The following is a 14,526-nucleotide window of genomic DNA, read 5'->3' on the forward strand; positions in this document are numbered from 1 at the left end:
TGAAATGCCTATGAAAACTCGACTTAAGAAGTCTACAGACCTCTTTTTACATATATTTTTGAGCAATAGCTTGCACTTCCATGCCCCAGCTCTGTCCAAACATCATGGCTTTTTGCGCTAAACCGTATTGTTTTCCTGCAAGTTTCTTCCCTAAATCAGTTTTATAAAAAGCAGTTAATTCCTTAATCTCCTCACGAGTGAATTCAACCATGTATAACCCGGCCATTTTTTCATACAAACCTCCTAAAGTCCCTTTAGCCTCCTGCATATAAGCTTCTTTTTTATCTTCAGAAACCATATTTCCTATTTGAGAAATAGCTGTTTCGAAAGCGGTAGTTGAACCCGTTAGTTTAATGAATTCAATAGTTTCCTTTTTGAATTCTGAATTGTCTTGTGCGTGAACATGGGTTGCTGTTCCCACCACTAATAAGCAAGCAAATAAAAGATTTTTCAATTTTACTGATTTTTAATTGGTTAATACTTAGCTTTATTCTTACACAATTCTACGAATTAATATTTTTTTTAGCTCAATTGTTACTAACAAATTTAATTTTTCCACGCCAAGTTCACTATTTTTGTCAAAAATTTACACATGTCATCATTTCATAATCTTACCATTAAAAACATAAAGCGTGAGACATCAAAAGCCATTAGCATTACGTTTGATGTTCCGGAAGCTTTAACCGATACTTTTTCATTTAAATCAGGACAGTATATCACATTAAAAGCTACAGTTAACGGCAACGAAGTTCGTCGTGATTATTCGCTTTGCGCTTCTCCAAAAAGTGGTGCATTAAAAGTCGCTATTAAAGAAGTTAAAGACGGAACGTTTTCTGCTTATGCCAACCAAGAATTAAAAGAAGGTGATGTTTTAGAAGTTGCACCTCCAAAGGGGCGTTTTACCTTTGAACCTAATGATTCTATCACTAAAAACATTGCGCTTTTTGCAGCTGGTAGTGGTATCACACCTGTTTTAAGTATTATAAAATGTGCTTTAGAAGAAGAAGTGCACAGTCATGTGATTTTGGTTTACGGAAACAAAACTACCGAAGACACCATGTTCTTAAACGAACTTTTAGAGCTTCAACATGAATATAAAGAGCGTTTCTCTATTCAGTTTGTATTTAGCCAAGCTGATGAAGACGATGCTATTTTTGGTCGTATCGAGAAAAGTACGGTAAACTACGTGATGAAAAACAAGCACAAACATATTGATGTTGATGCCTATTACTTGTGTGGACCAGAAGCTATGATTCACACCGTAAAAGATGTTTTAACAGCTAACGGTGCCGATGCAGAGCGTATTCATTACGAATTATTTAAGGCTGCAAAAGCTGAAGCCATTGAAACACCTGCCACTTCAGCAACAAACGGATCTACTAAAGCAACCATTATAGTTGACGATGAAGAAACGGTAATTGAAATGTCTCAAAAACAAACCATTTTGGAAGCAGCAATCGACGAAGATTTAGATGCACCGTATTCATGCCAGGGTGGTATTTGTAGCAGCTGTTTAGCACGCATAAAAGAAGGTGCTGCAACCATGCGCCAAAACAGTATTTTAACCGAGCAGGAAGTTGCAGAAGGTTTAATATTAACCTGTCAGGCCCAACCGACAACACCGACCATTACCGTAGACTACGACGACGTTTAAATTAGATTTTTAGACTAGTTCGCTTTTAGAATAAAGAAGCGGTTATTTAATAAAGACTGAAAAAACTGTCATTCTGAATTTATTTCAGAATCACATTGTGTCAAATCTCAAGTGTTATGAGAATCTGAAACAAGTTCAGGTTGACACGGTTCTTAATTAAATAACCGCTTTTATCTTTTCTATAATAGTTTGTGGAGAAATACTCGCTGAAGCTTTTTCGTAACCTTCAGGATATTTGTTTCCGTAAATGGAAGTTGGCACCAATGGAAACTGATTTCTATCAGCAACCAAAGCATAATCTTCCGGTTGATTGAAAGGCGCAAAACCTGCAAATGGGTGTGTTACACCCCAAATAGTAATTACTTTTACGCCTTGCATAGCAGCCATGTGTGCATTACCAGAATCCATAGCCAGCATGAGATCTAAATTAGAAATCACAGCTAATTCCTCATCGAACTTTAGCTGTCCTGCGGTATTGGTAACATTATCAAAACTTTTAGCAATATTTTTAAGAGTTTGAGCTTCTTCTTTTCCACCACCAAACAAAATAACGTGATAATCTTTTGATAATTCAGCGATGACTTCTTTCATCAACTCTAAAGGATACATTTTCCCCTCATGAGCCGCAAAAGGCGCAATACCAACCCATTTTTCAGATTTATATTCAAAGCCCTTTAATGTTAACGGACTTGGTTTTGGAAATTCCGGCTGACTTAAATCAATTGGATACCCCAAAGCTTTAAACACATCGGCGTAGCGCTGATGCGTGGTTTTTAATTGCTGAAAAACATCACCCGAAACCAAAGCTTTCTTTTCAGCACGACCTTTATCAATTTGCACCACTTTAGTTCCTAAAAAGAAGGTTTTTAAAATATTTGTTCGAAGGACATTGTGTAAATCGGCAACTTGAGTAACACCTAAAGCTTTTAATTCTTTTGATAATTTATACAACCCAAAAACGCCTTTATGTTTACCTTTTAAATCAGCTGCAAACACATTTACATTAGGAATCCCTTTAAAAAAAGGCATAAAAAAACCTCTGGTTAAAACCGTAATTTTAACCAGAGGATATTGTTTTGTAAATGCCCGAAGTACAGGCACCGTCATCGCCACATCACCCATTGCCGAAAGGCGAATAACAAGAATATGTTCTGGTGATTTTGGCATGTATTTTTAATGAAATTATACGATTGACACTTCGACAAGCTCAGTGTGACAACATTAATATCATTGTTTTATCCTAAAACAAGTTCAGAATGACAATTATTATTTCTGACCTCTTAAAACCGGGTTAAGCTCATCGTCGTTGTACATTTTCATTTGTTTGTATACTTTCATGTACTTATCGCCTTTTTCAATATCACTTAATAAGGTATCGATAGCAGTACTTAAATCCACACGTTGCTCTAAAAGCACATCTAATTTCTTTTGGCAAGCTGCACGGTGCTCATCGGAAGCATCAGTACGCGTTGCTTCTTCATTCATGTGATAGATCTTTAAGGCTAAAATCGATAACCTGTCTACGCCCCATGCCGGACTTTCTGTATTGATTGTAGCATCGGCTTTAGCCTCAACGTCTTTATATAAATCTAAAAAATAGCTATCAATATACTCCACCATGTCCGTTCTGTCCTGATTTGAAGCATCAATCTGACGTTTTAAGGTTAAAGCGGCTACTGGATCGATTTGCGGATCGCGAATAATATCTTCGTAATGCCATTGTACCGTATCAATCCAACACTTTCTATACAATAAATGCTCGATTAAATCGCTTTCTGGGTAAGCATTTTCGAATGGTTGATCTACTGAATCTATTACGTGGTATTTTGCAATAACCTCTTGAAATATTTTATTGGCTTTATCTGTAAACATGATGTATTAATATTTAGGAGCACAAATATAAGTCTAATTAATTAACTTTATTGTTCAATTCTAAAATAGAACGCATGAAAATTCACAATATCTCAACTGAAAATTCTATACTGAATAGCTTTATTGCTGAAATGCGTGATGTAAACATTCAAAAGGACAGCATGCGTTTTAGACGAAATATTGAACGCATTGGTGAAATTTTAGGCTACGAAATGAGTAAAACATTAAGCTATTCAATATCAGAAATCATCACGCCCTTAGGCGGCTGTAATATGAATTTAATAGACAACAACATTGTGTTATGTTCCATTTTACGCGCCGGTGTGCCTTTACATAACGGCTTATTAAATTATTTTGACAAAGCCGAAAATGCGTTTATTTCGGCGTATCGCCACCATAAACACAATCCAGAAAGTTTTGAAATTATAGTGGAATATTTAGCTTGCCCCAGTTTAGAAGGCAAAACCCTAATTCTCGCAGACCCTATGCTAGCCACCGGCCAATCTATGATTGCAACCTACGAAGCGTTAAAGCCCTTTGGGACACCAAAAGAAGTTCATTTAGTAAGTTTAATTGGAGCCCCTGAAGGCGTAGAGTTAGTAAACAAACATTTTAATGCCAATACTCATTTATGGATCGCAACCATTGATGAAAAGTTAGACAAAAACAGTTATATCGTCCCTGGATTAGGTGATGCAGGCGACTTAGCTTTCGGTCAAAAACTACAGCAGTAATAAAATAAAAGGAACAACTACCAAAATTGACAAAAAGACTTCTTTAAACCAGTTTTCCTCAATGGTTTCCAAATAATTAGTAATAATTATAGCCAATGGTGCAAAAGCGAATAAGAATTCGCTTCCTGTTTTATTTGGCGACATAGCAATTACTAAAGCCGCAACCAGAAACGCAATAATAACAATTTGAAACGATGCTCTAAACGATTTCTTTTTACTTTTTAAATTCTTCAAATAAAATATTGAAGCCCAGATTCCGAAGGATAGTAGCATGGTAATCCCAACCAAATACTTTAATGAATTATACGATGTAAAATCAGCGCCAATAGTTGGATTAATATGCAGTAACTTAAAATAATCTCCTGTTACCACAATTGAGGTACAAACCGACAATATAAATACAGAAGCTACGCCTGTATATGGTATAATCCAATGACGTAAATGATTGTCAGAATACAACAAAAGACTGACTATAATAAGTACGATAAAAAGAATCGCCCAAAAGTAAAAAAGTGACGCTATGGCAATCCAAAACGCAGCATCAAACAATTTTTTTTTGACGTTTTTTTCAGTTCTCAAACTCATAATTCGTCGTAATCCCAGTAAGAAAAAGAAGTTAGCAAATAGAATATTGATATCTCCTGTAGTTTGCACAAACGTGAGTAAAAACACGCTATACAACAACACATCGTAGTTATTCTTCTTGGTTAAATTATTCTTTGAAATAATAAAATTTACTACCAAAATGGTCAAGCAACACAATAAAAAAACCGATAACTGCTTAAAAATAAAAGCAATGGTTATCGGTTGATTCACCAACGGAATTCTAGCCATAGTAAAAGCTAAAAGCGTAATAAAAAGTACTACGACGAAATTTATTGGCTTAGATTTACTAAAAAGACTTGCTATCATTAACCGTTTTTGTATTTTTGCTACGTAAATATACTAACTATGAAACTGATATATTTATTTATTTCTCTTTTGAAATTTTAAATATTGAACGTGACATGAGCCTTAAAAAAATAATATAACACACTCATGAAAGACTTTTTTTACGCGATACAGGATTTATTCGTTAATGTTCTTTTTAAACCTTTAGATGCTTTACGTGCTTTAGAACTTGAAAACTGGTTCGCAGCAAGCATCATTTCTTGGATTTTTGTTGTTATCTGTCTAGTAGCTTTGGTTTACTGGATGTTACAACTTAAAAAGTTTAACGACAATAACGAAGAAGACAAAACTGTTTCTTCGCACTCGTTTTTATAAATCGAATCCTATATCTTTACGATAATACATCTTATCAAAGTTTAGTTTATCTATACTTTGGTAAGATTTTTTTATGGCCTCTTGGTACGTCTCCCCATAAGAGGTAATTGCAATAACGCGTCCTCCAGAAGTCACAACTTTACCTTCTTTTAATTGCGCTCCTGCGTGGAACGGAATAGAATCTTCAATGGCATCTAAACCAGTAATCTCTTTGCCTTTTTCATAAGCTTCAGGATAACCTCCAGATACCATCATGATGGTTGTCGCTGCACGTTCGTCAATCTCGATGTCAATCTTATTAAGTGTACCATTTGCCATTGCTTGTAACACTTCAACAAAATCATTTTTAAGTCTAGGTAAAACAACTTCGGTTTCTGGGTCGCCCATACGCACGTTGTATTCAATCACTTTAGGATCGTCTCCAACTTTAATTAAACCGATAAACACAAAACCAACGTAAGGTAATTTATCTTTCTTAAACCCTTCTATAGTTGGTTTAACAATACGGTCTTCAATTTTAGTTAAGAATTCTTCGGTAGCAAAAGGCACTGGAGAAACCGCTCCCATACCACCTGTATTTAATCCGGTATCTCCTTCACCGATACGCTTGTAATCTTTAGCGGTTGGTAAAATTTTATAGTTTTCACCATCGGTTAACACAAAACAACTTAACTCGATACCATCTAAAAACTCTTCAATGACCACTTTAGTACTCGCCTGACCAAATTTAGCATCAACTAACATGCTTTTCAATTCGGCTTTAGCCTCGTCTAAGTCATTTAAAATAACAACGCCTTTTCCGGCAGCTAAACCATCGGCTTTAAGCACATACGGCGCATTAAGCGTTTCTAAAAAAGCATAGCCTTTCTCAACTGTTTCAGCAGTAAAACTTTCATAAGCAGCCGTTGGAATGTTATGACGGTATAAAAATTCTTTAGCGAACTCTTTACTACCTTCTAATTCAGCAGCCTCTTTTTGTGGCCCTATAACTGAAATATGCTTAAGAGCATCATCATTTAAAAAAAAGTCATGAACCCCTTGTACTAAAGGATCTTCAGGCCCAACAACAACCATATCAATCTTCTTGTCTAATACTAATTCTTTAATGGCTTCAAAATCTGTTACGCCAATATTTACATTGGTCGCCACATTAGCAGTACCTGAATTTCCAGGTGCTACATACAATTCATTACATAACGGGCTTTGTGCAATTTTCCAAGCGAAAGCGTGTTCTCTTCCTCCTGAACCAAGAACTAATATATTCATTGTTTAGATGTTTTTAGATTTCCCCTTTCTTAGGGATTTCAATTTATTGTTATTTAATGCTTAGCACTAAACGTAATTTTTCTGAGTGCAAAAATAAAATTAATGCCTCGAATTCACGACTTTTTTTTATTTACTTTACAAAAATAATGTGTCCTGTTGAATTTATTTAATCTATCGTTAGCTTTAAAAGGCTTTCCTGTTAAGGAAACCAATACACTTTTGAAATCTATTCAAAATATTAGTGAGGAACATTACGCGGAATATTTAAATACTCAAAAACAAGCAATTGTTGCCTACCATTTAAAACATAACCCGTTTTACAAGACTTTTGCTAAAGATGTAGACTTAAGCGATTGGAATAGCATTCCAGTAATGACCAAACGCGATTTACAACAACCACTTTCAAACCGGCTTTCGGAAGGATTTTCTAAAAAAAACACATTTGTAAACAAGACATCTGGTTCTTCGGGTGATCCATTTATTTTTGCGAAAGACACGTTTTGTCATGCTTTAACATGGTCTGGCATTTTTGATCGCTATGGCTGGTATAATATTGATTTAAACACATCGAAACAAGCCCGATTTTATGGTATTCCTTTGAACAAAAAAGGCTATTACAAAGAACGTTTAAAAGATACTCTAGGTAACAGGCATCGATTCTCGGTTTTCAACTTAAGTGATTCTGAATTTGAAAAAAACCTTGATAAATTTAAGGCAACAAAATTCGACTACATAAACGGCTATACCAGTGCCATTGTTCAGTTTGCTAAGTTTCTTGAAAAGAAAAATATTGTTTTAAAAGATATTTGTCCAACTTTAAAATTGTGTATTGTGACTTCGGAAATGCTATTTGAAACCGATAGAGAACTTCTAAAATTACAGTTTGGTATTCCTATTGTTAATGAATACGGTGCTGCAGAATTAGGAATAATCGGTTTTGAAAACCCAATCAACCAATGGATCGTAAACAGCGACGATTTATATGTTGAAATACTAGATGAAAACGACAATGTTTTGCCATTCGGGAAAGAAGGACGCATTGTAGTTACCACACTTTACAATAAAGCACACCCCTTTATTCGCTATGATTTAGGTGACATAGGAGTTTTATCTAAAACTAGCACATTAAAAACACCTATCCTTGAGAATTTAACTGGTCGCACAAACGATTTGGTTAAACTACCAAGCGGAAAAACAGCAGCAGGATTAACCTTTTATTACGTCACAAAAACAGTAATTGAAGATTCTGGCAATGTAAAGGAATTCATTATTGAGCAAACTAAGATAAATACCTTTAAAATTAGTTATGTTAGCAATGAGATTCTTTCCGAAAAAGACAAAATCAATATAAAAGCCGCTGTCGAAACCTATTTAGAGTCTGGACTAACTGTTCAATTTGAAAGAAAAGAACGCTTAAACCGAGAAAAAAGCGGCAAATTGAAACAGTTTAGATCTTTTTTATAGCTACTACTAGTTTTGATTTTACAAAAAAATGTTCAAACAAGAACAAAATCATGTATTTACATGATTTAAAAACAGAAAAACCCAACCCTTTTTTGTAAACCAAAAAATTATGTTTTAGTAAGTGAAACTTATTAAAAGACATACTATTTTTATGAACTCTATAATATGCCAAAGATTCATTAATACCTATGGCATCTTTTCCAGAAGACTTAACAGCATTTATCCATAATAACCAATCTTGTCTTTTACGTAAATTAGGGGATTTTATCTTACCTAAAACCTCTGCATTGTAAATTCCGGTTAAATTCCCAATATAATTGCTCTTTAGAAGTGTATTGTAAGACACTTTTGGCAATGCCTTAATTCTTTTATTCAAATGAACGCCTTGGTCATTAATTAAATCATAATCAGAAAAACAAACATCACAATTTTCAACTTGCATAAAAGAAATTTGCTTTTCAAGCTTATTAGGTTTCCAAATATCATCCGCATCTAAAAATGCTATATAGTCACCTTTTGCTTCATCAATTCCTTTATTTCTAGCAATTGCTGGTCCTGAATTGGTTTTTAATTGAAGTAGTTTTATTCGGGAATCTTTATGGATATATTCCCTTAGAAGCTCAATAGTATTATCACTTGAGGCATCATTTACAATAATCAGTTCCCAATTTGTGTAAGTTTGACTTTGAACAGATTCAATGGTTTCACTAATAAATTTAGCCGAATTATAAGAAGGCGTTATTATAGAAACCAACCCTTTCATTAATATGCTTTTTCTTCCCCTTTAACAGCGTTTAAAAATGTTTGTATGACAATTTTTAAGTCTAGCAACAGAGACCAGTTTTCTATATAAAATATATCGTATTTAACACGATTAACAATATCCTTATCTGTTTCTATTTCACCACGAAAACCACTAGTTTGCGCCAAACCCGTTATGCCAGGCTTTACAAAGTGACGTACCATAAACTTATCTACGCGTTGAGCGTACATATTGGTATGACTTACCATATGCGGTCTTGGACCTACAACAGACATGTCCCCAAATAGCACATTAAAAAACTGAGGCAATTCGTCTATACTGGTTTTACGAATAAAAGCACCAACCTTAGTTATTCTCATATCACCTTTAGTTGCCTGTTGCTTATGAGCATCTTCATTCGGTGTCATAGACCTAAATTTATAGCAGTCAAATTCTTTATAATTAAATCCATTTCTGGACTGTTTAAAAAATATTGGTCCCTTTGATTCTAATCTTATAATTATTGCTAAAATAGGGGTCAACCAAGACAAAATAAAAATGATAACAAATGAAGAAAAAATAATATCAAATGCTCGCTTCACAAATTTATTTATAGGTTCTTGAATAGGTATATCTCTCATAGAAAGAATAGGAATATAGTCGTAATATTCATATTTCAATTTTCTTGAATAGATGTCCTTGTTATCAGGAATAAACTTTAATTCTTTTAAATTATTATCGGCAAAATCAATAAGTTTATTTATTTGTTTATTTGATAAATTTGCTACAGAAAAGTAGATCTCATTAATATCATTTTCAATAATATAATCAAAACATTTTTTTAAAGAAAAATCATCATCCTTCACTATAAACTGCTTTTTAAACTTATAGCCAAAATGAAGTTTAGTGTTAAAAATTTTAATTAACTGTCTTGCCTTTTCTGTATTACCTAAAACGATAACATTTCTTAAATTCCCTCCTAAAACTGCTCGATATCTGTTTAGTAAGAAAAACGTTAAAATCTTAAAAAAGGACACTAAAATAAAAATAGAAATGAGATACTCCCCCAAAGCCAATCTACTAATATTAGGTTGTTTAAAAAATCCAATATAAGCATACAGCGCAAAAGCGAGTAACACAAATTGTCTCAGCAACAAAGCAATGATTTGAAATAAACGCGTATGTCTTTGCACCTCATAGAAATGATTATAAAAGGCAATAGCTTCCCAGAAAATAATGGAGTATAACAAAAACAAATAAACATGATTGAAATTAATAGGAAACAAAAAAATAGCACCTATAATAAGCCCTATATCAATACAGCGAGATATGGGATTAATAAATTTAGAAAATCGTCCTTTTGGGTTTGTACTCAATTTACTTTTTTATATGTTGTTTAAAATCTTTGTGCTCACTTTTAAATAGATCGTCTTCCGATAGAGTCTTAAAATAATCGTAAGTTAATTTCATCCCTTGCTCTCGACTTACTTTAGGTTCCCAATGTAATAGTTTTTTTGCTAAACTAATATCTGGCTGACGTTGTAAAGGGTCATCAACCGGTAATTCCTTATATATTACTTTCTGAGACGTATTTGTTAACTTGATAATTTCTTCTGCAAAATCTCGAATAGTTATCTCATGAGGATTTCCAATATTAACCGGATAAGCATAATCACTAAATAGCAAGCGATAAATTCCTTCAACCTGATCGTCTACATAACAAAACGATCGCGTCTGAGACCCATCCCCAAAAACGGTTAAGTCTTCCCCTCTTAAGGCTTGTCCCATAAATGCAGGAATAACACGACCATCATTCAATCGCATTCTTGGTCCATAAGTATTAAAAATACGAACAATGCGCGTTTCTAATCCATGAAAGCGATGATAAGCCATAGTTATAGATTCTTGGAAACGTTTCGCCTCATCATAAACACCTCTTGGCCCTATGGTATTTACATTTCCATAATAATCTTCAGATTGTGGATGCACTAAAGGATCACCGTATACCTCCGACGTTGAGGCAATTAATATTCTTGCCCTTTTAGCTTTAGCCAAACCTAACAGATTATGCGTACCTAAAGAACCTACTTTGAGCGTCTGAATAGGAATTTTAAGATAATCTATGGGACTGGCAGGAGATGCAAAATGAAGGATATAATCTAAATCCCCTTCAATTTTAATAAACTCCGTAACATCGTGTTCTATAAATTCAAAATTAGGGTCTGATTCTAAATGCTCAAGGTTCTTTTTATCACCTGTAATGAAGTTATCCATGCCAATAACATGAAAACCTTCATTAATAAAGCGATCACATAAATGTGACCCTAAAAACCCTGCAGCACCAGTTATTAAAACCCTCTTCATCCTTAATTTATTTATTAGATCCTTTTCCTATAGAATAGCAAACGAAACCAATGTTTTCAAGAGCTTTTGTGTCTAAAATACCTCGTCCGTCAAACACAAAAGCTGGCTTTAACATGTTATCGTAAATACGTTGCCAATCGTAAGTTTTAAACTCATCCCACTCAGTCAAGACTGCAATAGCATGGGAATCTTTACAAGCTTCGTACGGATCCTTTTTTACCTTCAATAAACTTCTGTTTTCGTCTTCAGTACGGGTATTCAAATAATCTAAATCGGCATACATACGCTCTTCAATCACCTTAGGATCGTAAACTTCAATTTGCGCTTGTTCATTCAATAGATTATCTGCCACTTGTATTGCTGCAGACTCCCGAGTATCGTTTGTATCTTTTTTGAACGCCCAGCCTAAGAATGTGATTTTCTTTCCTGAAACCGTATTATATAGGGTACTGACAATATTATTAGAAAAACGATTCTTTTGATAATCGTTCATAATGATGACCTGTTCCCAATAATCAGCAACTTCATTTAAGCCATAGGTTTTAGCGATATAAACAAGGTTTAAGATATCCTTTTGAAAACAAGACCCTCCGAACCCAACTGAAGATTTTAAGAACTTAGAACCAATCCTAGAGTCCAGTCCAATGGCTTTGGCTACTTCATTGACATCCGCTCCCGTTTTTTCACAAAGTGCCGACATAGAGTTGATAGATGATACACGTTGCGCCAAAAACGCATTGGCTGTTAATTTTGATAATTCTGAAGACCAGACATTAGTCGTTAAAATACGCTCTTTAGGCACCCAATTGGCATACACATCAACCAAAGCCTGAATGGCTTCCTGACCTTTATCCGAAGTATCTCCCCCAATCAACACACGGTCAGGAGCAAATAGATCTTCAACTGCTGTTCCTTCTGCTAAAAATTCCGGATTTGATAATATCTGAAACTCAACACCATTACCTGTATGATCTAAAATATTCTTTATGGCTGAAGCTGTACGTACTGGTAACGTTGATTTCTCAACGACAATTTTATTATTTTTAGAAACTGAAGCAATCTGGCGCGCACATAATTCGATGTATTTTAAATCCGCCGCCATCCCCTTCCCTTTACCGTAGGTTTTTGTAGGTGTGTTCACGGATATAAAAATCATATCGGCTTCGTCAATTGCTTTATCTACTTCTGTAGAAAAAAACAAGTTTCTATCACGTGCTTCTTCAACAACCTTATCTAACCCAGGTTCGAATACCGGTAATTTGTCCAGATTTTCATCATTCCATGCTGCTATGCGAGCTTTATTAACATCTACAACAGTTACTTTTATACTTGGACATTTTTGTGCAATAACAGCCATAGTAGGCCCGCCTACGTACCCAGCACCAATGCAGCAAATATTTTTTATTTTCATTTATTTCTTTTATCTAACTAATTCTTTTACAAACTTATCTAAAACTTCCTTTTGAGAAAACTTTTCTTGAACATACTTTTTTGCATTGGTTCCAATTGAAATACTCAAGTCGTTATTGTTTCTCAAGTTATTAAGGCACCCTATTATATCCTCTAAATTTGTGCCATCAAAATAATAGCCCCCATTAGATTCCCTTAAAACAGTAGCTACCTCACTTTCTATATTTCCAGTTACGATTGAAGGTTTCCCACTAGCCATCATTCCTAATAACTTAGATGGCATAACCGTATCAATAACATCTTTTTTTTGAAACAGCACATGCACATCTGCACTTGATAATAAAACAGGTAACTCTTCAAAAGGCACAAGATTAAAGTGCTTCACAAAGTTAAATTGCTTTAATTCTTCAACAATTTTACCCTTTTCGGCACCTTCCCCAACCACAATAACTTCAATGTTGTCCATATTATTCAATTGATTCACAAAATCAATAAAAAACTTCCAATCTTGTTTGGCCCCAATATTACCAGAATACAAAATTTTGAATTTACTTGATTTTAAATACGGATGTCTATTCTGTATATCATCAAATAATGAAACATCTATCCAGTTGGTAAGATAATATGATGTAGTGTTAGTTTTAGAATTAAGCTTATTTATCATGCCATAACTAATTGTCGAGACGACATCAGCTTTGTTAAGCAACTTTTTTTCTACCCATAACAGGGACTTAAAAATACGCTTTGTATTACCATTTAATAAGCCAGAATCTATGGCTGCATCAAATTCAAAATCCTGAATATGTACCCATAACCTAGATTTATACCGCAATTTTAAAAACCATCCTAATAAAACAGAAGTAGTAAAAGGAACTATAGATATAATTATATCTGGTTTAGAGACTTTAAAAAGATTTATAAAATTTCCACACGTAAAACTTATAAGATGAAGAATACGCTTTGAAAACGTAGGATTACTAGGAACATACTGCTTACTTCTTAAAACGGTTACTCCATTAATGTATTCTTTTAGCAAATAGGATTTCTTCTTATAATCTTCCCTAATTTCCCACTGAGGATAATACGGAAAGCCTGTTATAACCGTTACATCAAATCCCTGTCTTACTAAATATTCTGCTTTTTGAGTCGTATATAAACCAATTGCACTGTCTTCGGGGTAATAGTTTATACCTACTATGGTAATTTTTTTACTCAATTTCTCTAATCTTTATAAATTTAGCTGGAGATCCTGCATATACGGAAAATGCATTTAAATTTTTAAATACAGAACTTCTGGCTCCAACTACCGTTCCTTTTTCAATTAATACTCCCGGAGTTACAAAAACATCTGTGGCCAACCAACATCCATCTTCTATTATGATCTTATTAGCATGAATTGGAAACTCCATTTTCGAATAATCATGAGACCCCGTACAAATATAACTTCTTTGTGATATTACGGTATTAGAACCTATCTCAATCTCTCCCAAAGAATATAAAACAACCTCATCCCCAATCCAACTATAATCGCCAATAGATACTTTCCACGGATAGGTAATTTTTACTGAAGGTCTTACAATAACCCCTTTTCCTACTTTAGCACCGAAACAACGCAAAAGAAAACGCCTCCAACCGTATAAAAATTGTGGAGACCAGGCAAATAAAGTTGCTTGTACAAACCACCAAATTTGTACAAAAATAGGCGATTTGCCCCTAAAGCCCCCAGGCATTTTAAACATGTTTAAATTCTGCAT

15 protein-coding genes are annotated in these 14,526 nt (G+C 34.2%); 4 read left to right on the top strand and 11 right to left on the bottom strand.

Annotation, left to right across the window (positions count from 1 at the left end; translation table 11 throughout):
- Window positions 1-46: 46 nt before the first annotated feature.
- Window positions 47-454: a DUF2059 domain-containing protein gene (locus RBH94_RS05475; RefSeq protein ID WP_307882723.1), complete on the bottom strand. Its 408-nt coding sequence runs from the start codon at window positions 452-454 to the stop codon at window positions 47-49.
- Between the two features lie 138 nt (window positions 455-592).
- Here RBH94_RS05475 and RBH94_RS05480 point away from each other — a divergent pair, with 138 nt between their 5' ends.
- Window positions 593-1,654, top strand: a complete 1,062-nt coding sequence (locus tag RBH94_RS05480; protein WP_307882724.1) for a ferredoxin--NADP reductase — start codon at window positions 593-595, stop codon at window positions 1,652-1,654.
- Between the two features lie 156 nt (window positions 1,655-1,810).
- Here RBH94_RS05480 and RBH94_RS05485 read toward each other — a convergent pair whose 3' ends face one another.
- The gene (locus tag RBH94_RS05485; RefSeq protein WP_307882725.1) at window positions 1,811-2,821 is read right to left on the bottom strand and encodes a glycosyltransferase family 9 protein; all 1,011 of its coding nucleotides are present in this window, start codon (window positions 2,819-2,821) and stop codon (window positions 1,811-1,813) included.
- 99 nt (window positions 2,822-2,920) lie between these two features.
- Complete coding sequence (locus RBH94_RS05490) at window positions 2,921-3,526, bottom strand: DUF4254 domain-containing protein (RefSeq protein WP_307882726.1); 606 nt, start codon at window positions 3,524-3,526, stop codon at window positions 2,921-2,923.
- A gap of 74 nt (window positions 3,527-3,600) precedes the next feature.
- On the opposite strand from RBH94_RS05490, the gene upp reads away from it, so the two are divergent.
- A complete protein-coding gene (gene upp, locus RBH94_RS05495) occupies window positions 3,601-4,260 on the top strand; it encodes a uracil phosphoribosyltransferase (RefSeq protein WP_307882727.1) in 660 nt (219 codons plus the stop codon).
- Here the strand turns inward: upp and RBH94_RS05500 are convergent.
- Window positions 4,249-5,172 carry a DUF6427 family protein gene (locus RBH94_RS05500; RefSeq protein ID WP_307882728.1) on the bottom strand — a complete coding sequence of 308 codons (924 nt, stop codon included), beginning with the start codon at window positions 5,170-5,172 and terminating at the stop codon, window positions 4,249-4,251. The two genes, upp and RBH94_RS05500, sit on opposite strands and share 12 nt — an antisense overlap.
- Before the next feature lie 126 nt (window positions 5,173-5,298).
- Between RBH94_RS05500 and RBH94_RS05505 the strand changes: the two genes are divergently transcribed.
- Window positions 5,299-5,526, top strand: coding sequence for a uracil phosphoribosyltransferase (locus RBH94_RS05505; protein WP_188222683.1), 228 nt, complete (start codon window positions 5,299-5,301; stop codon window positions 5,524-5,526).
- Here RBH94_RS05505 and purD read toward each other — a convergent pair.
- Window positions 5,521-6,792, bottom strand: coding sequence for a phosphoribosylamine--glycine ligase (purD, locus tag RBH94_RS05510; protein WP_307882729.1), 1,272 nt, complete (start codon window positions 6,790-6,792; stop codon window positions 5,521-5,523). The two genes, RBH94_RS05505 and purD, sit on opposite strands and share 6 nt — an antisense overlap.
- A 156-nt stretch (window positions 6,793-6,948) precedes the next feature.
- Here purD and RBH94_RS05515 point away from each other — a divergent pair, with 156 nt between their 5' ends.
- Window positions 6,949-8,256, top strand: a complete 1,308-nt coding sequence (locus RBH94_RS05515; protein ID WP_307882730.1) for a phenylacetate--CoA ligase family protein — start codon at window positions 6,949-6,951, stop codon at window positions 8,254-8,256.
- Here the strand turns inward: RBH94_RS05515 and RBH94_RS05520 are convergent.
- From RBH94_RS05520 to RBH94_RS05545, 6 genes are read right to left on the bottom strand one after another with little or no spacing between them, the layout of a single operon-like run.
- Window positions 8,240-9,019 (bottom strand): glycosyltransferase family 2 protein, encoded by a 780-nt coding sequence (locus tag RBH94_RS05520; protein ID WP_307882731.1) that lies wholly within the window; start codon window positions 9,017-9,019, stop codon window positions 8,240-8,242. The genes RBH94_RS05515 and RBH94_RS05520 overlap by 17 nt on opposite strands.
- Window positions 9,019-10,374, bottom strand: a complete 1,356-nt coding sequence (locus tag RBH94_RS05525; RefSeq protein WP_307882732.1) for an undecaprenyl-phosphate glucose phosphotransferase — start codon at window positions 10,372-10,374, stop codon at window positions 9,019-9,021. The genes RBH94_RS05520 and RBH94_RS05525 overlap by 1 nt, the downstream gene beginning before the upstream one ends.
- Window position 10,375: 1 nt before the next feature.
- Window positions 10,376-11,362 (bottom strand): UDP-glucuronic acid decarboxylase family protein, encoded by a 987-nt coding sequence (locus RBH94_RS05530; RefSeq protein ID WP_307882733.1) that lies wholly within the window; start codon window positions 11,360-11,362, stop codon window positions 10,376-10,378.
- 7 nt (window positions 11,363-11,369) lie between these two features.
- The gene (locus RBH94_RS05535) at window positions 11,370-12,773 is read right to left on the bottom strand and encodes a UDP-glucose 6-dehydrogenase (protein ID WP_307882734.1); all 1,404 of its coding nucleotides are present in this window, start codon (window positions 12,771-12,773) and stop codon (window positions 11,370-11,372) included.
- Between the two features lie 9 nt (window positions 12,774-12,782).
- Entirely contained in the window at window positions 12,783-13,988 is a 1,206-nt protein-coding gene (locus tag RBH94_RS05540; RefSeq protein WP_307882735.1) for a WcaI family glycosyltransferase, read from the bottom strand.
- Window positions 13,981-14,526, bottom strand: coding sequence for a putative colanic acid biosynthesis acetyltransferase (locus RBH94_RS05545; protein WP_307882736.1), 546 nt, complete (start codon window positions 14,524-14,526; stop codon window positions 13,981-13,983). The genes RBH94_RS05540 and RBH94_RS05545 overlap by 8 nt, the downstream gene beginning before the upstream one ends.

Source organism: Aestuariibaculum sp. YM273 (assembly GCF_030908365.1).
GTDB classification, from domain to species: domain Bacteria; phylum Bacteroidota; class Bacteroidia; order Flavobacteriales; family Flavobacteriaceae; genus Aestuariibaculum; species Aestuariibaculum marinum.